The 23,783-nt window shown below is 39.0% G+C and carries 15 protein-coding genes; 10 read left to right on the plus strand and 5 right to left on the minus strand.

Translation table 11 applies throughout. The features are described 5' to 3' along the window. Positions 1-111: 111 nt before the first annotated feature. From CA2015_RS17585 to CA2015_RS17625, 9 genes are all read left to right on the plus strand, one after another. Positions 112-3,501, plus strand: coding sequence for a SusC/RagA family TonB-linked outer membrane protein (locus CA2015_RS17585; RefSeq protein ID WP_048643085.1), 3,390 nt, complete (start codon positions 112-114; stop codon positions 3,499-3,501). A 12-nt stretch (positions 3,502-3,513) separates the two neighbouring features. Then, positions 3,514-4,995, plus strand: coding sequence for a RagB/SusD family nutrient uptake outer membrane protein (locus CA2015_RS17590; protein ID WP_048643086.1), 1,482 nt, complete (start codon positions 3,514-3,516; stop codon positions 4,993-4,995). A 199-nt stretch (positions 4,996-5,194) separates the two neighbouring features. Next, the gene (locus tag CA2015_RS17595; RefSeq protein WP_048643087.1) at positions 5,195-7,606 is read left to right on the plus strand and encodes a sodium:solute symporter family transporter; all 2,412 of its coding nucleotides are present in this window, start codon (positions 5,195-5,197) and stop codon (positions 7,604-7,606) included. A 5-nt stretch (positions 7,607-7,611) separates the two neighbouring features. Then, on the plus strand, positions 7,612-8,394 hold the full coding sequence (locus CA2015_RS17600; protein ID WP_048643088.1) for an HpcH/HpaI aldolase family protein: 783 nt from the start codon (positions 7,612-7,614) through the stop codon (positions 8,392-8,394). Positions 8,395-8,418: 24 nt separating this feature from the next. Beyond that, positions 8,419-9,723: a sialidase gene (locus tag CA2015_RS17605; protein ID WP_048643089.1), complete on the plus strand. Its 1,305-nt coding sequence runs from the start codon at positions 8,419-8,421 to the stop codon at positions 9,721-9,723. A gap of 132 nt (positions 9,724-9,855) precedes the next feature. Continuing rightward, on the plus strand, positions 9,856-10,671 hold the full coding sequence (locus CA2015_RS17610) for an alpha/beta hydrolase family protein (protein ID WP_084011865.1): 816 nt from the start codon (positions 9,856-9,858) through the stop codon (positions 10,669-10,671). A gap of 103 nt (positions 10,672-10,774) precedes the next feature. Next, the gene (locus tag CA2015_RS17615; RefSeq protein WP_048643091.1) at positions 10,775-12,994 is read left to right on the plus strand and encodes a hypothetical protein; all 2,220 of its coding nucleotides are present in this window, start codon (positions 10,775-10,777) and stop codon (positions 12,992-12,994) included. A 262-nt stretch (positions 12,995-13,256) separates the two neighbouring features. Further along, the gene (locus CA2015_RS17620) at positions 13,257-14,390 is read left to right on the plus strand and encodes a sialidase family protein (protein ID WP_048643092.1); all 1,134 of its coding nucleotides are present in this window, start codon (positions 13,257-13,259) and stop codon (positions 14,388-14,390) included. An 845-nt stretch (positions 14,391-15,235) separates the two neighbouring features. Next, complete coding sequence (locus tag CA2015_RS17625; RefSeq protein ID WP_048643093.1) at positions 15,236-17,140, plus strand: hypothetical protein; 1,905 nt, start codon at positions 15,236-15,238, stop codon at positions 17,138-17,140. A gap of 1,082 nt (positions 17,141-18,222) precedes the next feature. Here the strand turns inward: CA2015_RS17625 and CA2015_RS17640 are convergent. Both CA2015_RS17640 and CA2015_RS17645 read right to left on the minus strand, forming a co-directional pair. Next, positions 18,223-19,251 carry an alpha/beta hydrolase family protein gene (locus CA2015_RS17640; RefSeq protein WP_157470534.1) on the minus strand — a complete coding sequence of 343 codons (1,029 nt, stop codon included), beginning with the start codon at positions 19,249-19,251 and terminating at the stop codon, positions 18,223-18,225. 131 nt (positions 19,252-19,382) lie between these two features. Next, positions 19,383-19,817 (minus strand): hypothetical protein, encoded by a 435-nt coding sequence (locus CA2015_RS17645; RefSeq protein WP_048643097.1) that lies wholly within the window; start codon positions 19,815-19,817, stop codon positions 19,383-19,385. A gap of 206 nt (positions 19,818-20,023) precedes the next feature. Between CA2015_RS17645 and CA2015_RS17650 the strand changes: the two genes are divergently transcribed. Beyond that, positions 20,024-21,196: an IS4 family transposase gene (locus CA2015_RS17650; RefSeq protein ID WP_048640497.1), complete on the plus strand. Its 1,173-nt coding sequence runs from the start codon at positions 20,024-20,026 to the stop codon at positions 21,194-21,196. A 61-nt stretch (positions 21,197-21,257) separates the two neighbouring features. Here CA2015_RS17650 and CA2015_RS17655 read toward each other — a convergent pair whose 3' ends face one another. The 3 genes from CA2015_RS17655 to CA2015_RS17665 form a co-directional block, all read right to left on the minus strand. Then, positions 21,258-21,812 (minus strand): DUF4221 family protein, encoded by a 555-nt coding sequence (locus CA2015_RS17655; protein WP_048643098.1) that lies wholly within the window; start codon positions 21,810-21,812, stop codon positions 21,258-21,260. A 449-nt stretch (positions 21,813-22,261) separates the two neighbouring features. Continuing rightward, positions 22,262-23,350: a BF3164 family lipoprotein gene (locus CA2015_RS17660; RefSeq protein WP_048643099.1), complete on the minus strand. Its 1,089-nt coding sequence runs from the start codon at positions 23,348-23,350 to the stop codon at positions 22,262-22,264. A 63-nt stretch (positions 23,351-23,413) separates the two neighbouring features. Next, positions 23,414-23,635: a hypothetical protein gene (locus tag CA2015_RS17665; protein WP_048643100.1), complete on the minus strand. Its 222-nt coding sequence runs from the start codon at positions 23,633-23,635 to the stop codon at positions 23,414-23,416. Between the last annotated feature and the right edge of the window lie 148 nt (positions 23,636-23,783).

Here is a 23,783-nt window from a genome sequence, read left to right on the forward strand (position 1 = left end):
GGTTGGATACATCCAACCGGCTGTGAGAGGTCTAATGATGAAGAACATTGGGGAATGGATCCATCAATAGACCGTGCATATTGAAATTAATTCCAATAAACATTCAAAAATATGAAAAAAAAATTACTTCAGACAATTATGATGTTGTCCAAAGGCTTCTTGTACGGCTTAGTTTTCCAAATGTTGGTGGTTAATTTTACCAGTGTTATACAAGCAAAAGGCCAGTATAAAAGCATAGAAGAAGTTACCATTCGGCTATCGGCCCCTTCATTAAGTATAGGGCAATTTTTTAAAGAAGTAGAAAGAAAAACTCCTTTTAAGTTTGCATTTGATAATCAAAGGCTTGACAGGTCTCAGATTATACTTTTCGATCAACAGAAAGGAACTGTGGAAGAAAGCCTGATCGTTGCAGGCAAACAGCTAAAACTGAGTTTCCGTCAGATAAACAATACGATTGATGTGATCAAACGTATTGAGCCCGAATCCATTAGTCCTATAATAGCAGAAAGAAAACCTATTACAGGTACGGTGAAGGATGAAAATGGAGAGGCAATACCAGGTGCTACCGTTCTGATCGTTGGTACCAATACAGGTACAGCTACTGACATAGACGGGAACTTTAGCTTAGATGTGGAAGAGGGTGCAGAGATATTGATTTCTTTTATCGGTTTTGAGCCTCAAAAGGTAGTAATAGGAAACCAAAGCAAGCTTACCATAACAATGTCAGAGGATCAATCCTCTTTGGATGAAGTGGTGGTCGTGGGTTACGGAACCCAGAAAAGTAGGGATCTGACCACGGCTGTAGCCAAACTTTCCGGAGAAAAACTTGAAGACAGAACAGGAACGATTACCCGGGTTGACCAGGCATTAATAGGTGCATTGGCCGGAGTTAGGGTTCAGGAAGTTTCAGGTCAACCGGGTAGGCCTTTAAGCATCAAAGTCAGAGGTACAGGGTCCATTACTGCAGGATCTGAACCATTGTATGTTGTGGATGGTGTGCCTATTTCAGGTGATCTGGACAATATTGCTGTCGGCAATATAGAAAGTATAGAAGTATTGAAAGATGCTGCTGCATCTGCTATATACGGGTCAAGAGGAGCCAATGGAGTAGTGATCATCACTACAAAGAGAGGGACATCTGGAGCTCCTGTTGTTTCAATCAAAACAAGGTATGGTTTCCAACAGGTTGCAAAGACTTATGATGTATTAAACAGGGATGAGTGGATAGATTTTGCTGTAGAGGAAAGGAACAACACTTATTTATTGAATGGTGGGGACCCTAATGTTCCCTATGATGACAGACCAGGAGGAAGCAGAATAAATCCGGAATGGATTTCAAACCCTGGAAGTTTCCCGGATACAGATTGGCAAGCCTTAATTTCAAGAACAGCACCAATTCATAATTCTCAATTGTCAATTTCGGGAGGTACGGAAAATACAACCTATAATGTCTATGCAGACGTCTTCCAGCAAGAGGGAGTTATAAAGCATACAGATTACAACAGGTATTCATTTAAAATAAATGTAGAAACCAAAATTCATGAGAGAGTTAAAGTTGGTTTAAATATAAGTCCAAGTTTTTCCATCCAAAATGAAGCGGATGCAGAAGATGTGGGTGGACCAATAGCAAGAGCCAAATTTTTAGCACCAATAGTTGAACCTCATTTGGGTACCGTAAATACTGGTGGAGAACCCTATACAAGGACAGATATTCTGGTTAATCCATTGGCTTGGTTGGAAGAAACGGATGATAAAACCAAAAGATTCCGAACTATAGGAAGCTTTTATGCCGAGGTGGAAATCATGAAAAACCTAAGCTTAAGAAACGCTACCTCTGCGGATTATGCAAGTGGTAACAATAGTTTTTACAAGACCAATAATGTCAATAGAGACAATGGTAGCTTCGCCCAAGCTGCTACTTCATTAAATACCAATTTACTGAATGAAACATTGTTGAGTTATTCCATTGGAAATGACAACCATGATTTTACTGCAATAGCCGGGTTTTCCGCTCAGAAGTTCCGTAATGAAAATACTTTTAGTGAAGTAAGGGGATTTCCGGATGACTTGGTCAAAACGCTAAATGCGGGTACAGAACTTATTACCGCCCAGTCCACAGCCAGTGAACACAGCCTTTTGTCCTATTTTTCTCGTGCTACTTACAGCTTAAATGACCGCTATTTGGTTACAGCAAGTATCCGAAGAGATGGGTCTTCCAGGTTTGGAGGCAATAACAAATGGGGTTGGTTTCCATCTGTGTCTATGGGATGGAGAGTATCGGAAGAAAATTTCATGCAAAATGTCAACGCACTGAATAATTTGAAATTAAGGGCCAGTTATGGAGCTACAGGAAATTACAACATTCCTAACTATGGATACATAGGGTCTCTTTCGCAAACAAATTATGTCTTGGGTGATGGAACGGGTAGCCTTGTAGGAGGTTTGAGCCCCTCATCGTTTAGTAATCCTGAGCTAAGCTGGGAAAAAAATAACACTTTAAATTTAGGTGTTGACATTGGCTTTCTGGAAAACAGATTCACATTAGGTGTGGATGTCTATAGAAGCATAACCCGTGATTTACTCTTGAATGTACCAATTCCAGTTATTTCAGGATTTAGCAGCACCTTACAAAATATAGGGAAGGTAGAAAACAAAGGGTTAGAGTTTGAACTGGGAGCCAGGGTTATCAATACCAGTGATTTTTCATGGAGAATAGATGGGAATTTATCCTTCAATAGGAATAAGGTCTTGGAATTAGGTCCAGAAGGAGCACCCATTCCCGGATTTGCCCGAGGGACTTCTGTAACGATCACTCAAATAGGATCTCCAATTGGAAGTTACTTCCTAATTCCTGTTGCTGGAGTTTTCATGACTGAAGAAGAATTGAATTCTAGTCCTAAATCGAAAACCCAAAATGTGGGTGATTTGAAATATGTAGACACCAACGAGGATGGTATAATTACCGATGATGACAAACAAATAGTTGGGAAAAACCAACCTGATTTTACCTGGGGTTTGACCCAAACCATACAATATAAAAACTTCGATTTAAGTATCATGGCTTACGGAGAATCAGGGAACCATTTGCTTAATGAAAGTCAAGGTGGAGCAGGACGTTCCCATGTAGGAAATGTACTAGGGTATTGGAGAGACAGGTATGTTTCTGCTGAAAACCCGGGAGATGGTAAAACGCCTAGGGCCGCAGTTACATCAAACTTGACTACTCCTTCAACGTTTTGGCTATTTGATGGCAGTTTCTGGAGAATTAGAAATGTTTCATTAGGTTATAATGCACCGGATGTTTTCTTAGGGAATTTTAGAGGTGCAATCTCAGGATTAAGGGTTTATTTAAGTGCTGAAAATGTATTCACCAAAGACAACTATTTTGGTAACCCGCAAACGGGGGTAAGGAACAACAGCCTGTTGGTTCCTGGTATTGATGCTACTAATACTTATCCATTGGCCAAATCGCTTGTTTTGGGTTTAAACATTACATTTTAAAAGTTAAGAAATATGAAATTTATATATAAATATGCATTCATTTCCCTGGCATTTCTTTTCTCATGTTCAGAAGATTTTCTCAACCTGGCGCCTATTTCTAATAGAAGTGTGGAAGGGTTTTATAATAGTGAAGAGGAATTAAACCAAGCTTTGATGGGCGTTTACGATGGACTTCAATCCACGCAAACAAGTGTCTTTGCCATGTTGATGAAAGAGCAACGCTCCGACAACACCTTTCAGCAATCGCTCTTGTATAATTTTCACTCAATCATTCATTTTAACGAATCACCTGAGAACACACAGCTTTACCCTGCTTGGTCAGAATTATTTGAGGCAATATACCGCTGTAATATTTTTCTTGAAAAGATTGAAGGGGTGAGTTTTAAGAATGAGCAGGTAAAGGCACAAATGAAGGCAGAAGCCAAAGTGATAAGGGCGCTGTTTTATTTTGATTTGGTAAGGTATTTTGGAGGAGTTCCTATTGTTACCAAGCCATTGTCTATTACAGAATCACTTCAATATGAGCGGAATTCTGTTGAGGAAGTTTATGCAACCATCATTACGGACTTAGAAGAGGCGGCCGCCGCTTTACCTCAGACTTACTCATCACAGGATGTAGGAAGGATTACCTCTTTGGCTGCAAAAGCCCTTTTGGGTAAAGTGTATTTAACCAAGAGTGGGTATCCTTTGAATTCGGGTGAATGGGAGAAAGCAAAAGGTTTACTTGAGGAGGTTATTAACTCAGGTGAATTTGAATTTTTCCCTGAGTATTCAGATGTGTTCAATATTTCCAATGACAATGGCAAACAGTACGTTTTTTGGGTTCAATTTAATTCAGATGCTCAAGGGGAAGGTAATCCTATTCCTAGAATTCAAGCGGCCAATAATATTGACCGAAACGACCCTGTTTTAGGGGTATCCTCAGGTGGATCTCCGCTAAGCCCAATTGTCTCTCAGGATTTCATTAATAGTTTTGAAGAGGGTGATGTAAGGCTTGCCCACACCGTTCAAATGCAGTGGCTTCAAAACGATGGGGTGATGTTTTATACTCCCTTTTCTAAAAAGTTTGTTTCAGGGAATTCCGGTCCACAGAATAACTGGGATATAAATTGGCCTGTCATTCGGTACACAGATGTACTCATGATGTATGCAGAAGTACTAAATGAGATTGCTTATACTCCAAATGGAAAAGCTTTTGAAATTTTAAACCAAGTACGAGAAAGAGCCGGTTTGGATCCTAAAGCAGCCAATGATGTACCTGATCAAGCATCTTTTAGAAACTGGGTATTGAATGAGAGAAGATTTGAATTTGCCTTTGAACATCAGAGATGGCACGATTTGGTTAGAACGGATCAGGGTTTATCCGTAATGAAGAATTTTTTGATGGAATATGGACTTGATGGGAATGTAACCAAGGAGAAATACCTTTACCCAATTCCTTCAAGAGTAATTCAAACCAGTCCAATTATTACCCAAAATCCTGGTTTTCAATAAAACAGAAGGAATCTTGATGCCTGTCCCGATTTTTATCGTGGGGGTTGAAAGGATAATTCATCAGGCCATTTGGAGGTTTCAAATTAGCAGGGCTAAATTGTAATCTCCAGATGGCATTGAATATTTTGTGTTAAGTGATTTCACCACCTAGTTTATTACAGGATAATCCCAACTACAATTGCCGCATAAAATAAAAAATATGAGAAACTTACTTTACGGATTTATTTTTTTTGTTTCACCTCTTATTTCATGTAGTGACCAGACAAATTCCCAAGGAGAGCTTTCTTCAGAATTAAGAGAACATGCCATCGAACAACTCCATTCGGTTTTGTACAGTGATTTGAAGTGGGAAAAAATTCATGCAGCAGAGTACCTATTGGCACTTGACTATCAGACAGGCGTAGATAGTGTTTTTAAAAAAGAAGAATTAAAATTTGGCAATGAACCTTATTATAGAATTGGAATATGGAGGGTGTTGGCCCAATCTGGAGGGAATGATGATTTTAAAAAGGTTTGGATAGATAAAATTAGGGCAGTCTATCAGGACAGCCTTTCACAAGATAGGATTCATGCGGTGGAAGCACTGGCCAAGCTTGAAATATCTCCCAATACCGAGATACAGACAAATGATGAAATTTTACATGTTTTTAGCACATGGGCCCATGCCTATTCATCCGAATCCAGAAAAAAGCAAAGCATAGCGGATTTGATGGAAATTTTAAAAGGGGAGGAATATTCTGATAGGGCTAGAAAGTTGGCTGCTTATGCATTAAGAAAGATAAAAGGGATCAGTACCTCAGATTGGGATCAATTAACTGATTTGGCATTAAGTCAAACTGAAATTTCTGATTTTCAGGTCTATTTGACTTCTCTAAGTTGGATTACAGCTCCGAAGGATTCTTTATCAGTTCCTAGGATGGAAAAGCTAAAATATCTTTTGTCAAATGCGGGCAAGGACAATCTAATTTATCAAAGAGAATATGCCTATACCTTGGGCGAGAAAGGGAGTAATCTTGATCTGGATTTACTTGAGAAAATGGCCAATTTAAACCCTGACAAAGATAACCCCTCCTATAATCAACTTATTGATTTAAAAGTTACGGCTGCCTATGCCTTGCTGAGGATTGAACGAAGGGTGGAGGCTACACTTTCATGGATTGACTGGCTCGTCATTTCCTTGTATGGGGCCTTGATGTTGGGCATAGGATATTTCTACTCAAAGGTCAATAAGACCAAGGAGGACTATTTATTGGGAGGAAGGAAGATGAATTCCGTGTCTATTGGCATATCACTCTTTGCCACTTTACTTAGTACGGTGAGTTATTTGTCCTACCCGGGAGAAATGATCAAATATGGGCCGGTAATTTTCGCTGGAATGTTAGGCTTTCCAATCGTTTATTTTGTTGCGGGCTGGTGGTTGATCCCTAGAATAATGGCAATGAAAGTGACGAGTGCCTATGAAATATTGGAATTGAAACTGGGTTTAAGCATCAGGATGTTGGCCATCTTTATGTTCCTTTCCTTACGGTTCCTTTGGATGGCTACTATTATTTATGTCACCATTGATGTCACTTTTCTTACGGTAGTTCCTATAGACCCAAGCTATGTCCCTTTGGTCAGCATTTTATTAATGGTTATAACCATTGTTTATACTTCAATGGGTGGCTTAAAAGCAGTTGTGGTAACCGATGTAGTTCAAACAGTAGTGTTCTTGGGAGGAGCTTTTCTGAGTATTTTGATTGTAAGTATACATTTTGGATCGGTAAGTTCATGGATACCTACGGAATGGCCGGCCTACTGGAAGCCTATTCAATTTGGTTTTGATACCCAGGAAAGGACCACCATAGGGAATGCAGTTGTGATGTTATTTGCCTGGTATATCTGTACCACAGGCTCCGACCAAATGGCCATTCAAAGGTATTTGTCCACCAGAGACATTAAGGCAGCCAGGAAATCTTTAAAAGTTTCCTTGTACACCAATTTATTGGCTAAATGTCTTCTAGGTCTTTTGGGGCTTGCAATGTTTGCCTTTTTCTCTAAGAACCAACATTTTTTAGCCGATGGCCAATCCTTTAGTGAACAGTCAGACACCTTGTTTCCAAGGTTTATATTGTTAGGATTACCGGTAGGGATATCAGGCTTGGTGATTGCAGGTCTGCTTGCTGCAGCCATGTCAAGCCTTTCTTCAGGCTTAAACTCCGTCTCAACGGTGATTTCTGAAGATATTTTCAATCGATTTTTTAAAAGAAAAAAAGAAGTTTCCTTCAAAGGCTCATTGCAACAGATTAAAATCCTTTCCTACTTAACTGGATTAATTGTAATCGGATTGAGCTTTTTTGTAGGCAGTGTACAAGGGAACTTGTTTGATATTGTGATTAAGGTGACCCACCTTTTTGTGGCACCTTTGTTTGTATTGTTTTTTATGGCGCTGTTTGTTCCTTTTGCCACTGAAAGAGGGACATTTCTGGGGGGCATAGTGGCCATTATTGTTGCTGTAGCAATTTCATTTTATGGTGTGTTGGGAATTACGGTGCTCTGGGTTTTACCCTTCTCCTTTTTTGCAGGAGCTATTGTCGCCTGTACTATTAGTTTGATTAATAAAAAAGAATAAAAGATATGAATAGTAGCAAATGTTTAGCGAAGTGGGAAGCAGGTCAACCGGTTTTGGGAATAACGCTTCATTTAACGGATCCTTCCGTTTTCGAACTTACCAGTTTAATGGGGATGGATGTTATCTGGGTTGACATGGAGCACCACTCTCATTCTATAGAAACGGTTAATGGGTTGATGAGGGCAGCAAGGGTTGGTTCGTCCGATCTTATGATAAGACCAGGAAATGGTGAATACAACCAAATGGCCAGGTTGATGGAAGCAGGAGCCAATGGGATCATGTATCCGAGATGCCATACGGTAAAGGAGGCAAAGCTTGCAGTGAAAAGCATTAAATTTCCTCCGATGGGAGAGAGAGGATTGGATGCCGCAGGTCCGGATGCCCATTATGGTTTAACACCATTGTCAGAATACCTGGTAACCTCCAATAAAGGAACCTTTTTGGTGATTCAAATTGAGGATCAGGAGGGACTTGCTGCTGCACAGGATATCGCAGAAGTAGAAGGAGTCGACTTGCTTTTCTTTGGCCCGGGAGACTTTAGTCTTCAAGGTGGATTCGCTGGGAAGTTCAATGATTCTAGATATTGGGATGCGGTGGAAAAAGTTGCTGATTCAGCCAAGAGTGCCGGTAAATTGTGGGGTACACCTGCTTTTTCATCTGAACATGCCAAGAAATTATTGGACATGGGAGCAATGCTTATTACCTATTCGAGTGATTTAAGTTTATTTCGTAAGCGATTGACTGAAATTAAAGATGAATTTAAACATTTGGGAATCAATTTTTCATAAAGAATTTAGAGTTAATTGAATGTTATGATAAGGCGTAGGCAATTCTTAAAATCTTCTGTTTCAAAGGGTATTTCTCTGATGGTTATTCCTGGACTTGGAGGACTGAATTTTCAAACTTTCAGAAATAAAAGAAAATTGAAATACCAGCTTAAACATGATATACCGACCAAATTATATGATGGTAAAAACTGCTGGGTTCATCCTCGCGCAGGGATAATTCCTGGTGCAGGGAAAAAAGGCAAACCAAAGGTCTTGTTTACGATGAATACCCATGATATTTCAGGAAGTGATGTATTCAAGGGTATGTACGGATTTCATACGGATGATTTAGGGAAATCTTATTCAGAGCCTAAAGCATTACCTCCGTTAAATCCTCGGTTCGAAACAATTGAGGGAAAAGAACATCCTGTAGCAGCCAGCGATTTTTGGCCCGCTTTTCATTCTTCCTCTAGAAAACTATTAGGCATAGGCCACACGGTGGTTTACACTCCTGAATGGAAGGTTATGGTTCCTCGTCCAAGACATACCTCCTATGCTGTATACGATGAGAAAAAGGACAAATGGGGCAATTGGAAGAAGCTCCAAATGCCTGGTGGGGAGCGGTTTTATTTTGCAGGAGCAGGTTCAGTACAAAGGTATGATGAAAGCGATGGGAGCATTTTATTGCCTATCTATTTTAATCCCCATCCGAATGGGAGCAAGCGATCTGATCGTATAGCTGTTTTGCGGTGTAGTTTTGATGGAGAAAACCTCAATTACCAAAGCCATGGTCAGGAAATTAGTATTGAAGACAATTCCCGAGGTTTACAGGAGCCCTCCTTGACAAAGTTCAAGGGCAAGTATTACCTAACCATGCGTAACGATCACAATGGATATGTATGCAAAAGTCAGGATGGTTTGAATTTCGAACCAATTGTTTCCTGGAAATTTGACGATGGAACAAACTTGGGCAATTACAATACCCAACAACATTGGGTTACTCACAGTGAAGGCTTGTTTCTCGTTTATACCAGAAAGGGGGCAGACAATGACCATGTCTTTCGCCACCGTGCGCCCTTATTTATGGCTCAGGTAGACCCGGAAAAGCTTTGTGTAATCCGGGATTCAGAGCGGGTTATTGTTGAAGAAAGAGGCGCCAGACTGGGGAATTTTGGTGTGACAAATGTAAGCCCTAACGAAACCTGGGTGACAGTGGCGGAGTGGATGCAGTTTTCAGGAAAGATAAAAACTCCTGGCTCAAATCTCGGGGTGGAAAATTATGGAAGCGATGGCAGTGTATGGGTAGCCAAAATTCATTGGAATCAGCCTAATCAGTATTTTAAAACCTGATGAAATTTCTCTTAGCTATGGATGCAACTGTTAAAATTCCTACCATAAAGGGGGCTACTTGTATATTTAAATACAAACATTTCTAAAAATGGATAGAAAAGCGGGAAATAATAGCCTAAATCAAAAAGATCAATGTTGGTAATCAGAAACTTTATTCAATTGTCTCGTCCATTGCACTGGGTGATCTGCATTCTAATTTTTATAAATTACACCAATTCCTATGCAATTACATTTCCGAAAGATACTGTAATCGAGATTTCTAATCGAAAGGTTTACATCGCCTTACCTGATAGGAATGAAAAAGTGAATGAAGCCCCATTTTCGGTTTTAATGGCAATCCATGGAAACGGTAGGAATGCGATGAGTTATGCTTCTGAAAATGATCAAAGCGTGCCCTTTTATGTGCACCAAAGAAATATGGCCATCGATAATGGCTATCTATTTGTTGTCCTCTCTAATGGAAATGAAACCTGGGGAACAGACCAAGGGCTGGAAAATTTGATGAAGGTATACCGGTACATAAGCTCAAATTATAGGGTTAAAGAAAAATGGGTTTTATGGGGCACTTCAGCTGGAGGGCTTCAAATGTTTAGAATGATAGCCGAATACCCGGAGAAAATTGACCGGGTTATTGGCACTTTTCCTGTCTATGATTTAGAACAGGCTTATTCGCAAAGAAAGTCTTCAAATTTTATTTGGCAATCAAAAGAAGATTTTGATGATATCAATCCCGCAAATTTCCCTGAAAAATTAATAAATGTACCCATGTTGATTTTTCATGGTAAGAAAGATCAGGCAGTACCTTATAAGAACCATTCGCTGAAATTAAAAAGAGAGGTCAATGCATTGGGCGGAGCTGTAAAGCTAAAGCTGGTCGAGGGTGGCCACAGTACCTCAAACTGGAAAGTGTACAACAACCCTTTGATTAAGGCTTTTTTGACAGAATGAAAGGATATTAGTAGGGTATAGATTGGTTATTATAAATTATGTGGTTAAATATTTATCATCCCGGATAACATCATTTTCAATCCTTATTCAAATAATCTAAAAAATGAAATTTAGAAATTGTTTTGGCTTGGTAAAAACAATCTTGATAGGGATATCAATTGTGCTATTCATCTCTCCTTTGGTAAAAGCTTTGGATGTGGGAGATTTTAGCGGGGTGAATTATTCCGAAAAGGAGGACACATTCCCTATAATTTTAACCTGGGATTATAATATTTATGTCATGGGGCCTGCTGAAATAAAGCAATTTGTGCAGTTGGCTAAGGAAAAGAATATCGATCAAATTAATTTAAGAATAAACAATAAGGGAGTAATCAATGCCCGAATCGATCATGGAACTGTGTATCGGGAAAGACTGGATGCTTTTGGTGAAGACTTTGACCCTTTAAGGGTGCTGGTAGAGGAAGGTCATAAGGCAGGATTAAGGGTTGGTGTTCATTTCGATTTGTTTGAATCAAGTTATGATCAATTTTTCATTCGTCATCCGGAATTCACCCCACAATCTCAAAAAGATACCATTATTTACAATGCTTTTCCAAGTTACGCACACAAAGAAGTTAGAGATTACATGCTTGGTAGGGTTAGGGACCTTGCTGAATATGAAGTTGATCAAATGTTTTTTTGTACAAAATCCAGTCATACACCAAGAAACATGACTGAGGTTCCCCGAAATACCTATGCTGCTTATAATTCACCAATTGTAGAAAAATACGAGGAAAATTACGGGGTTGATATTTTGATAGCTACCCCGGATAGAGAAAAGATGGCTAAAATACATGGTGATTTCATTATTGATTTTCTAAAGGAAGCCAATAGAACCCTAGATGCCTACAATATATCCTCCATTGCTGGTGCAACACTTAGTGGGTATTTACAACCTTCCGGTAAAAACATCTTTTTGGATTGGAAGTCCATGGTTGATAATAAGGTCGCTGATGGCTTGGTGATGTCCAATACTAGAGGCGAAACTTATGCCTGGTTTGAAGACGGTGCAATAGAGAAGTTTCGGGAAATTAGACAGGAAACTTCAAATAATGGGATGAAATTTTATGCCTACATGCTCTCTACTGTGTTTTGGAAAGTTAGGGATGAGCATTCTTTGAGTCACCTTTTGGAATACATCCCAAAGCAAATGCACTATTTTCAACAGTTAGGGACTGAAGGTATTCTGATACATGAAGTTTATCAACCCGACATTTGGGAAGCCTTAGGGAATTGGAGGCTAGTAGAACAGGATAAAAAACAAGTGCTTACTATTCCGAAACCTGAAGGAGGTATTTTGGAGTATATTTTTCACCAGAAAATGCCACACGGAGGTTTTGAAGAAGCAAACAGCCATTGGTTTTGGGACATTTTACCGGCATGGTCTGGTAGGGATGATTGGCTTCCGGGTAAAAATAGTCCTATAGGCTTGAATGCGGATGATTTTGAGCAGTTTTGGGTGTCTGATAATCAGGGCAACGATCGTTTACATGCAGCATACGACTGGAAGGTAATGGCCAATTCTGAATATTCGGGTAGGTCCTATTCCGGAAGATCCTCCATGTTACTTTACGCAGACGGGGATGCAGGGAAAGGTGCTAGCAGGAAAATATCCTGGAAGTCCTATTCTGAAATCCCTATAATTCCGGAGACTCCATCTGTTTTTTCAGTTTGGATGCATGGGGAAGAATTGGCTGGAATTGAAAAAGCAGGTATGCAAATCACTTTTAAGGACTCCAAAGGTAATGTCATCGATTGCGTTGAAAAAAATCTAAAAGTTAGAGGAACATTTAAATGGAGGGAACTGAAATTGCCTTACCAGATACCTGCCCAATCGCATTTTGTAGAAGTAGCCTTAGCAATGGAAGTTTCAGATGAAGTTGAAAGCCATGGTAGGCTTTGGTTTGATGCTTTTCGCATTGAGGATGCTCAAGGGACCTTTGGTAAAGAGCATTTTACTATTGTGTCAAGCCAGGATGCGATTGAGGGAACCCACTTTGCAAGTTTTAATAGCCGAAAGGGTTATGAAATAAGCTCGAAAGAATTTCTATTGAAAAAAGGTAAGGCAGATTATTTGAAGGTGTCTCTGAGAACTCCGGAAAAAGAAGCGATGGATGTTTTGTTGTTATTAGGAGAGGGAATCTCCAAAAGAGTCCACCTTACTGAAAATTGGAAAACGTTTCAAATCCCTATTTCCGAACTCCCTAATCAATTGAAAACAAAACTAATTATACGTGCATTGGCCACAGGAACCATTCATGTCGATAACATCATGTTTGAATAAACCCGGATTATGTAATAGGATTCGTAATAGCCTGTCCCGTGTTACGGGAAGTGTTGCAATCGCAAGAAAATCAGGCTGTTTGGATATTTTAGCATAGCACCGCTATGGTGAAATTGAAAACAGCAACGAAGTGGTTGATTTTAAAGCGATTTCAGCACGTAATAGAATGTCTATTGCATATTTCGGGATAAAATACAATAAGAAAAACCAATAATCTCAAAAGCAGCGTGTTTGTTGCGTTTTGACCAAACCTTATGAAATAATGATAAATCTTAAAACTTTAACCAATTGCCTAGCTGTTTTTTTTATAGCCATTTTTATGGCAAATGGACAAGACGCTATAATCCCAAAATACAAGACAACGCAAATTTTGGTTTCTTCCAATGAATTTGAAGAAGACAATTATTTGGCTTTCCCAGCTATTTTAAGACTGAATCCAGACGAAGTATTGGTGTCCTTTAAAAGAGGAACACAACATGGCGGAGGGAAGGAAGCTCGGTTGGATATGATGCATTTCGATACCAAAAATAATGTCATCATAGAAAGAAAAAACCTGGCGAGTGACCCCGAATTAATTCACCAAATGGGGGAATGGGTTGAGTTTCCAGATGGATCTATAAAGCTCTATATCGACTCTCAACATTCCGGACATGACAAGGACAATTACCGTACAGGGTTGAGACAGGTAAGTGTAAGGAAGACAAAGGATGGTTTTGAGGCTTCAAAAACCGAATTGTCGCCAATGGTAGATGGGCGGGAATATGGCTATGCATTTGACTTTATCGTTAAGGACAAAATTACTTATATGTTGGTGATGGGCTTTGGTTATAGGCCTGGAGGTAAATGGTCTGTGGATGTGATTCAGTCCAAGAATAATGGTAAATCATGGAGTTTGGTTCGCAACTTAACCGAGGAATTTGGTGGGCATAAAATCAATGAAAGTGCATTTATTCCATGGGAAGATGGATTTATGGTGACCACCAGAGAATATGGGCACAATCAAAGAATTTATTTTACAGATGCTGAATTTAAGGTAATCAAGGAGAATAATTTAAGTTCAGCCTATGGGTTTATAGAATCTCATATTGGTCGACCACGGCTTTTTTCAAGAGATGGCAATCTGTATTTATTGGGTAGGAATTGGAGAACCATGGAAGGAGAGGGGAGAAGGATGGAGTTGGGACTGTTCAAGATCAACCCGAAATCTTTAGCCGTAGAAAAATGGTTCATATTGGACAATAGCGAACGTGCGCATATCACAGATGGCTATTATGCGGCCCCTTATTTTCAGGAAAAAGAAGGCAAGACCTTTTTTAATATGATCAACTACAAAGGAGCCAATAAGGCTTTCCCTAGTATTGAGCGGTATGAATTTTTATGGGATGAGATTAAGTAGAGTGGAGGGGTTGTGGAGGGGTGATGTAGTGATCAGGTGATGTAGTGATCTGTGATGGTGGAGGGAAAGGATGTTTCAATCTCATATCGCTGGGGATTTGTTTGATTTTTTCAATAACAAGCCCTAACAATGCCTCGGAATGACGTTTTTCGGTCACTGAGCCTGTCGAAGTGTACCGAATTAACGATATACCACTTCGTCATTTCGAACCCTTTTTTGGTGAGGTGAAGTGAAGGAAAGGATGTTTCAATCTCATAACGCTGGGGATTTCTTCGACTTCCACAACTCAAAGTCTTTGAATGAGGCATTTTAAATAAACCTGATTAGGATTCAGTTCATATAAAAGATTAATTTCCGCCTTGTAGATTTTCGACGTTAAGAAATTTAAGCGGGGATGGCAAAGGCACAAGCACTGTTTGACGAAGTTTTTGGTTAGGGGAATACCCAATAAATAACCAAATATGTTAAAACCAAAAACTAAGGAGTTTGCCTGTGTGCGGGAGGCCTTAAATTTTAGCCGAAAAGATACACAGCGGCGGGCTTTTCTCCTGAGTTGCTTCTCTTCAGGACAGGCCCTGAGTTGCTTCGCTTCAGGACAGGCCCTGAGTTGCTTCGCTTCATATCATGCATTAATAATAAGAAACGAACCAAAGAGGAATTTAGAAAAGATAAAATATCTTCTAGAATAATTATAAACCTCCAATAGAAGCCCTTATCCTTTTATTTCATAGTAAAATCATACAAAATTCCATAAAATTGTGGCTTATTTTTATAACTTTAAAAGCCATTTAAAAATAAATTGAAATTAGGAATAAGTTAAAATTTAATTCTGAAATAAAAACATTATGAAATACATTGTAGTAGTAATATTTTTTGTGACAGTAATTATTAACCCTGCTGTAAGTCAGGAACTAGATTCAATCCCCAACCTCAAATCCGTACCCTACCACTCACCTTCTCCACCTCCGGAATGGGCTTTGCTACAAAGGCAAATGATGGAAGCACTCTATCCTGCCGCCATGGAATTTGTTGAAAAATATACCAATCCTGATGGTACTTTAATCTGGAGAGATGAATGGCCCGGGATGGATGGTTCAGATGACGGTTATGAGAGCTTTTATAATTTCCCATTGTATTATGCGCTAGGCGGACCAAAAGAAATAGATCTGCTTTCTAGAAAATTATGGGAAGGAGTTACCAGACAGTTTACCGGCTATGGTCAGATAGTGGATGAATTTGATGCAGGCTATGATTGGATGCATCATGGGGAGTCCTATACCTATTTTTACTTTTTCGGCCTGGCAGACCCCACCGATAAAAAGATGCGGGATAGGGCCACAAAGTTTGCGAAATTGTATTTTGATGATGGTACCGAAAAGTCCAATTTTGACAGTAAACTGAAACTTATTCGTTCACCACTTACAGGTAGCCTTGGTCCCAGGTTTGTGAATACTGCTGAAGACTGGGTTACCCATAGACCCATTTTAAGTAATTATCCCCTTCCTTATGACGACATACCTAATGTTACATCCGGAAAAGATTGGAACAACGACAACAAATTCCAATTTATTTTGGAGGCTTTAAATAACCGGATGATGAAAGGAGATGTGCCCTTAAATTTGGCTTCAACAAGCATGATGCTGAATGCCTATATGTACTCTGGGGAGGAGGAATACAAAGTATGGGTAACCTCCTATGTCAATGCCTGGATGGAAAGGACAGAAAAAAACGATGGGATAATCCCGGATAATGTAGGCCTTTCGGGGGAGATTGGAGAATACATGGATGGGAATTGGTGGGGAGGATATTATGGGTGGAAATGGCCCCATGGGGTCAAAAATAAGTTGGAAGCGACAACAATTGGCGCTTCCAATGCCTATTTGATTTCCGGAGATGATAAATACCTGGATTTACCCAATGCCGTTATCGCATCCGTTTCAAATGAGGCAAAGGAAGAAAATGGTAAAAAATTGGTACCTCATCGATATGATGATAGGGGATGGTACGACTATCGGCCGATGCAACCCATGTATCCTACTCATTTATGGTACATGTCCCGAAAAAATAAGGATTGGGAAAGGGTAAAAGACTTATTGGATCCTGAGGAAATGGCTAAATTGAATTATAGAAAGGGCAAAGGAGATGAGGTTAATACAGCTACTTGGTTGGGTTATTTAGAAGGGAAGGTTCCCACTTATCCTGTGGATATTTTAAAAGCGACGTACAATGAAATGCTATCTCGACTTGATCGGATTAGAAAAGATACCTCAACACCGGATTTTCAGGATGTCCATCATTGGCTGAACCTGAATCCGGTTGTATTAGAAGGAATTGTTCAGACCATGCTTGGCGCTCCCAACCATATCTACCATGGAGGATTATTGCATACGTCAGTTCGCTATTTTGATCCTGAAAATAGGAGGACCGGAATTCCTTCGGATATGGCAGCACTGGTTGAACAAATCACAGATGCCGGTATTTCCCTTACATTGGTAAACCTACATCCCACCGAAACAAAGAAGGTAATTGTTCAGGGTGGGATGTTTGGAGAACACCATATCAAACGGGTAAATATGATTGACAAATACCCATACCAATTTGATACAATCGATCATAAATTTTTTCAAGCTGAGATAGCACCGGGATCGGTTGTGAAACTGGAAATTGAAATGACCCGGTTTCAAAATCCTCCGACCTATGCTTTTCCATGGCATGGTGAAAACATACCGGAAAGGGAGATTAATTATTAGTTTGAATTTGAATATAGAAAAAAATGTAAGGAAATGACGCTTGCGTGAGAGATTTTGTCAGCATTGTTGCAGAAAAAAAGCAACAATACCGCCAAAATCAGTTTGTACTTCTTGCCTTAACCAAGGCTTTACAGCCTTGGCTACAAAAATAACACCCCGATGGGGTTTTGGTTCATTTCTATTACAGCTGATTGGAGTTCCTGACTTGCTCCGTCTCAGGGCAGGCCCTGAGTTACTTCGTTTCAGGGCAGGCCCTGAATAAGACAGGGTAAACATGATAAAAAGAAACGAACCAAAGAAAAATCTAGCCAAAACTAAACTTCCCCCCGCAAGGCCCTCGCCCCCTCGTAGTTTTGGCCCGGCCAGCTCGCTAATATTTACGATTTTGTTAAAAATTTTCTATATCGTCATTGCGAACCCTTTTATGGGGAGGTGTTGCGTAGGAAAAGGGTGTGGCAATCTTATTACGTTGGAGATTCCTTCGACTTTCTACGCGCAAGGCCTCGCAAAGTCTCGGAATGACGAAAATTTACTTCCGCCTTGTAGCTTTTCGGCGTTAAGAAATTTAAGCGGGGATGGCAAAGGCACAGGCACTGTTTGACGAAGTTTTTGGTTAGGGGAATACCCAATAAATAACGAAATATGTGAAAACCAAAAACTAAGGAGTTTGCCTGTGCGCGGGAAGCCTTAAATTTTAGCTGAAAAGATACTCAGCGGCGGGGTTTTCCCTGACTAGCTCTGCTTCAGGACAGGTTGTTTACTTTTTTGACCACTGACTAGGGTCAGGGCAGGCCTGTAGCAAAAAAGTAAAAAATGGTCATGATAAATAACATGGTAAATATATATAAGGAATATTAATGTAAAACGCATCATGGACCTATTAAAGTTTTTGATAAAGGTAAAGGCCTAAATAAAAATTTACCCGTTCATTTCTTTTCTCCTGAGTTACTTCGTTTCAGGGCTTGTCCTGACTTGCTACGCATCAGGACAAGCCCTGAATAAGGCAGTGTTAACATGATAAAAAAAAACGAACCAAAGAAAAATTTAGCCAAAACTAATCTATAGAAATAACCTTTACCTTCTCAATACCTTACCCGATCCTTTTTATTAAAAAGTAAACCTTCATCCTGAAGCAATTGATAAACAGTGACTTTTTCCTGAATATCATTGTTGATAAAGGAGCTAATCAATTTACTATGCAACATTGAACCACCTAATTTCCCAAAGGAATGCCCATCCCGAATAAGCAATAAGGTGGAATTTAAATAAAACTCTGCCAACACATCATAACAAAATCTGGAAAGCAATTTGTCATGTACTGCACCTACAATCAATACCTTACCACTAAAATCTAATCCCCGGTCATAATTTACCCCATATACAGAGAAAGGTATGCGTTCAAACTGCTTCCATATTTCATGACTTTCTAGCATCATCCACTTCGCTATTTTAGATTCTAGTAAATTGGAAGCTGCATTATAGGTCAATCCATAACTGTGCTCAAAAAGCCTAATCTTCTGAGCGATATCGGCTTTATCTGCTTCTACTAAAGATGGTAACAGAAACCGCCATTTTAAATAAAAATAAAAGGCCAGATCAATGTATTCAGTCCCCGTTTGTTCCTTACAAAGGTTCTCGGAATTGTTGTACCACAAAAAATCAAGGTAGGAAGCATTTTCAAGTGGTATTGCTTCCAGGCACTGTGAGGGGTTGATAAGATTCAGGTTTTTTTGAAGGTCAAAGAGTAGGGGGTTGAAGGAAATCAAGGATTTGACGTTTTCAGGGAAAAGGCCAAGGTAATAATGCAGGTAGGCAGCGGCACCTGAAAAGCCCAGTAAATGTACCCTGTGGTTTCCGGTCAAGGCATTACGGATCAACTCTATGTCCCTTGCTTGTTGGTCCATATTTAGCAATTGATAAGCTTTTGCCCAATCAATTTCCCCTGAAGAATTGATAATTTGCAAAATGGCATCAGCCTCATTCCGACCTTTGATATGAACGATATTAAATTCATCCAACAGCGGCTGCATGTCTATGCTTTCCTGAAAATACTTGTCCAAAGGATCCTCAATTAGCAGAATGGTTTCCTTTTGCTTATCGTAGGGATGCATTAGGGTATAGCTAATTTCTATTTTCCTAGCATTCTTTATATGATGATCCAGCGGTACCAGTAAAAAATGAGTTGTATCAGAGGGAGGAAAGTGAAAACCTGTGATTGCACTTAGAAACAGTAGAAAAGCTATCAAAATTTGTCATTCCTTAATTTTACAACATGGAACTCTAGGGTATTTTCCTTCAATGCAGGATTTGCAGGATGTGCTAGGTTTAAAAATAAACCCTTTTTAGTTGCAAACCAATTATTGATCTGGTAAGTATAATCAGGTAATGAATAGTGCTGAAGTTTTTTCAATTTGGAATCAAAAACGGTAAGTGAGGTTTTCTTTTTTAGAAATGAAATTTCTTTCCCTTTAATTGGCGCTTCCCAATTGAATCTATAAATAAGTTTCCGCCAAGGGTCAGGTATTGGGGAAAGATAATGCGTATTGTTTATGGCATGCGAATCAATATTATCTAAGTTGATTAAAGGCAATATATGCTTAACCTCTTTTCCTTCCTTCAATTTTCCTTTGGTATTTAAACTATAAATATTGGATTGGTACTGATAATTAAAAATCATATTTCCCTCGAAAAAATTATTGAATCCTAAATAGGTAACAAAACCAACATTTCCATAATTTTCCTTAAAAAAATCGGTATGATAAATTGGTAAATAGTTAGTTTCTAATGTTTCAAGATCAATAGCGTCCTAAATAAAAAATGAGAGGTCCCATTTTTTGCCCAAAATAGTTATTTTGGGTTTGCACCAAAAAACAAGAACCTCTCATGTGTAATATTACATTGTTTTCACAGATTATTAAAAAGATTGACCGTTCAATTTTCAAGAAATTGGTAAAAGAAAAGCAAACAGATAAGGGTTGCAAGGGATTTGACAGCTGGACGCATCTGGTTTCGATGTTGTTCTGCCATTTTGCCAAAAGCACATCGGTAAGGGATATTTCCAATGGGCTTCGGTCTGCCACTGGGAACCTTAACCATCTTGGCATTACCAAAGCTCCATCCAAATCAAGTATCAGCTATCAAAACAAACGAAGGGATTCGGATCTTTTCAGGGACCTTTACTATTCACTGTTGGGAAGTTTAGGACAGCAGGCATCTGTCAAGAGGTCCAAACTCAGGATCAAGGTTCCTGTTTATTTGCTGGACGCCACAGTGATTAGCCTTTGCCTTTCGGTGTTTGATTGGGCTACTTTCCGTACCAAAAAGGGAGCTGTAAAGATGCATACGCTGCTGGAATATGACGGTAAACTCCCTGTTTACGTGAATATTACCGAAGGGAGTGTCGGTGACAATAAGGGAGCTTACAACATCCCCCTGGAAAAAGGGTCGGTGATCGTCGCAGACCGGTATTACAATGACTTCCCTATGCTCAACGTCTGGGACAGCAAGGGGGTGTTCTTCGTGATCAGACACAAAGGCAACCTTGCTTTCAGTTCCATCAAAGAACGGGAACTTCCCACAACAACCGCCCAGCATGTGCTCAAAGACGAAGAAATCGAACTGACCAACCCACAGTCCAAAGCCAAATATTTTGGAAGGCTTAGAAGAGTGGCTGTGTGGGATGAGGAAAACGGGCAGACCATAGAACTGATTACCAATAACTTTGCTTGGGCAGCGCAGACCATTGGGGACCTCTACAAATCAAGATGGGAAATTGAAGTGTTTTTTCGGGACATTAAACAACTATTGCATATCAAAACCTTTATCGGGACCTCCAAAAATGCGGTAATGATCCAGATATGGACGGCATTGATCACCATCCTTCTACTCAAAGTCATGAAGGCAACAGCAAAATTCGGGTGGCACCTATCCAATCTGGTCGCCTTTATCCGGCTCAATATTTTTGTTAAAATCGAACTGCAAAAATGGCTTGATAGTCCATTTATCGAACCCGACAAACCACCCCAGAATGTAGTACAGGGGGTTCTGTTTTCTTAAGCTACTTAAAAGATGCCTAATTGCTATCCAAATACAGACCAAATGATAAATCAAAAATTATTTAGGACAGCATTGTTTCAAGATTAAGTAAGCCTATAAGAGGAAGATTTCCTTTTGATTTTTGATCTGTATTGTGGTAGACTATAAAGAAAGCTACACTTTTTGACACAGGGTTATACCGAAGCTTAAAATAGAAATTTATAGATGGTTCTCCTCCACCATCAAAATTAAACAACTCATAAAGTGAATGAACTTTACTAATTTTCCCCTCTATCGTAGAAATATATAGTTTACCTCTCGAGTACAAAAAAATTGAATCTTCATTATAGTAATCTAGCCCATCAACTTTATCTATACCATCAGGCCCTTCACGTTCAAGTGGTATTTGGCTTAAAGTAGATTGTTTATCTAAGCTAAACAAATCAAATGAATGCCTTGTTGCGTTATAGGCAAGGAGTTTGGATTCCTCATTTTCATAATAGGAATCCCAGATTTGATATGTATTTAAGAATTTTTCATCAATTGGGATTTGAATTTTTTCTACAATGATTGATAGATTTCCATCATTCGTTGTGGAAGAACAAGAAAAAACGAGAGAAATTAAAACAAATAGCATAAAGTTATTCATATTAACTAAACTAAAAACAAATGTTGATTTTAACCAAAATATTTAGTTTTTTTAACAACTTATAGAATTGATAAACTGTTGACGCTCAATTTTTCCGAGTACATGGGTGTCATTTTTCGTGCATGGAAATTTTTTGCTAAGTGATGTGGTGATCTAGTGAGTTGGTGATGTGGTGATCTGGTAATTGTGTAAATGATTACTTCCAGGTGATCACTTCCAGGCACAAGGGTATAGCCAAGAGGGAAATAATTCAGGGAGCTTAAGATTAAAACCCATAGTTTTTGTAATTAATTTTTCAATCCGGTTTCTGAAGGGGTAAGCTTAATTCTGGGAGGTATATTAATAATTGCCTTCATTCAAAATCAGGTCATATGGCAAACTTAAGTAATTGCAATTTCCTAGGCCATAAACCTAGATTTTACCACAAATCTATAAAATCAAAAATTATCAGGTAGGCTAAACACAGCCAGTCCAGGATCCCGATCTGTGGTAATACCATAAAGCTTACCGGACTTTTCATCTACAGCAATGGATTGTAAAGACCTGTCTAATATCAACTCAAATTTCGAATTTCCTTCATAATCAAATACATAAACTGTTGTTGAGTTGATTTCACTATTTAGTAATTCTTCCCTATTCCTTCCGCAGAAAAGCCCATAAATGTATTTATTTCCCAAACAAGCGCTTGAATAGGCATAGGGTTCTCCCTCATTTATTACCAATCCAGCACCGCTCCCTTTTCCAACAATAGAAAATCCCGGGACATGGTTTAATGGTCCATTTATCGCTAAAATTTCTCCTGTTTTTCTGTTTAAAATCTCGATCCTGTCTCTTCTTATCCCCACATGAACAAATATATCACTATTGGGTTTCCTCAACAGTTTTCCTTGGTGTAAATCCCCAAGATTAAAATTGGAAATTCCCTTGAATTCCTTTTTGGGCTCTATCTCCTTCCACGTGCCAAATTCATTTATTCTATCTCCCTCCAATTTAAATTCAATGTATCGGGCAGGATCGTTTGCCATCCTGGTCATCACACTGGAATCAGTAGCCCAAACTAAATTAATAGCCGTAATAAAATTTTCTTTTTGTTTTATTTGTTGAGTTGGTTGATGCGAATCATCTCTTAGTTCAAATTCAGAATAAGTCTTTCCACCTAAGCTGTAAACCCAAAAAGTACCCTCATCATTGCCAAAATCAAACATAAAAGAATCCGTAATTTCTCCGGGGCCGAAACCAGATTCACCTTTCGAATTTAAGTATTGAAGTGTTTTTTTATCCAGTATGTGCATGGGGGGTTGATTGGTCAACTCCTGTATTACAATAAAATCATTTTTAACTAGAAGATTATTTGGTTTTAATAATTCAGGATAATAATATTTTTGGCTAACTAACTCAATGCTTTTTGGTATGGTCTCTTTTGTGAATACCTTGTTAGAAGGATCTGACTTCTTGCAGGCACAAAGTAATAGACCTGAAATTAAGATCAATAAATTATTTTTATTTAATAATAATAGTATTTTCATATATCAATTAGTCTGCGATTTAAGCTCTGAAGCCATTTGATTAAGGCTTCAGAGCTTTTTATTTTAAACTGTGCATGAATCTGTATTACATTTTTTTTCATCACCTATCCAGGGTCTTCCCTCTTCATCGTAACATATGGTATTAGGTAAACCAGCTTGACAACACACCCAACTTGTACAACAACCCCCTTCGGCCTCCACATTAAAGGAATTAAATAATCCCACACTCATGGCCACTACTCCCATGGCAACAGTAGCTTTCTGCAAAGTTATTTTCTTTTTCATGCTATTTTTTGGTTTATGGTTAAAAGATGTTTTAATTAAACCAATTAAATTTATTTTTCATAAAGAGATAATTATATTTATTGTGAACTGGCTGCTTTTTCCCGTGAACTAGCGGTTTTATCGGACGTGGTGAGTTGGAGAAGGTTTT

Source organism: Cyclobacterium amurskyense, from assembly GCF_001050135.1.
Lineage (GTDB): Bacteria > Bacteroidota > Bacteroidia > Cytophagales > Cyclobacteriaceae > Cyclobacterium > Cyclobacterium amurskyense.

Excerpts from the sequence above, each read along its gene's own strand:
- CA2015_RS17585 (WP_048643085.1), top strand. The coding sequence starts at position 112 with ATGAAAAAAAAATTACTTCAGACAATTATGATGTTGTCCAAAGGCTTC.
- CA2015_RS17590 (WP_048643086.1), top strand. The coding sequence starts at position 3,514 with ATGAAATTTATATATAAATATGCATTCATTTCCCTGGCATTTCTTTTC.
- CA2015_RS17595 (WP_048643087.1), top strand. The coding sequence starts at position 5,195 with ATGAGAAACTTACTTTACGGATTTATTTTTTTTGTTTCACCTCTTATT.
- CA2015_RS17600 (WP_048643088.1), top strand. The coding sequence starts at position 7,612 with ATGAATAGTAGCAAATGTTTAGCGAAGTGGGAAGCAGGTCAACCGGTT.
- CA2015_RS17605 (WP_048643089.1), top strand. The coding sequence starts at position 8,419 with ATGATAAGGCGTAGGCAATTCTTAAAATCTTCTGTTTCAAAGGGTATT.
- CA2015_RS17610 (WP_084011865.1), top strand. The coding sequence starts at position 9,856 with ATGTTGGTAATCAGAAACTTTATTCAATTGTCTCGTCCATTGCACTGG.
- CA2015_RS17615 (WP_048643091.1), top strand. The coding sequence starts at position 10,775 with ATGAAATTTAGAAATTGTTTTGGCTTGGTAAAAACAATCTTGATAGGG.
- CA2015_RS17620 (WP_048643092.1), top strand. The coding sequence starts at position 13,257 with ATGATAAATCTTAAAACTTTAACCAATTGCCTAGCTGTTTTTTTTATA.
- CA2015_RS17625 (WP_048643093.1), top strand. The coding sequence starts at position 15,236 with ATGAAATACATTGTAGTAGTAATATTTTTTGTGACAGTAATTATTAAC.
- CA2015_RS17640 (WP_157470534.1), bottom strand. The coding sequence starts at position 19,251 with ATGCATCCCTACGATAAGCAAAAGGAAACCATTCTGCTAATTGAGGAT.
- CA2015_RS17645 (WP_048643097.1), bottom strand. The coding sequence starts at position 19,817 with ATGATTTTTAATTATCAGTACCAATCCAATATTTATAGTTTAAATACC.
- CA2015_RS17650 (WP_048640497.1), top strand. The coding sequence starts at position 20,024 with ATGTGTAATATTACATTGTTTTCACAGATTATTAAAAAGATTGACCGT.
- CA2015_RS17655 (WP_048643098.1), bottom strand. The coding sequence starts at position 21,812 with ATGCTATTTGTTTTAATTTCTCTCGTTTTTTCTTGTTCTTCCACAACG.
- CA2015_RS17660 (WP_048643099.1), bottom strand. The coding sequence starts at position 23,350 with ATGAAAATACTATTATTATTAAATAAAAATAATTTATTGATCTTAATT.
- CA2015_RS17665 (WP_048643100.1), bottom strand. The coding sequence starts at position 23,635 with ATGAAAAAGAAAATAACTTTGCAGAAAGCTACTGTTGCCATGGGAGTA.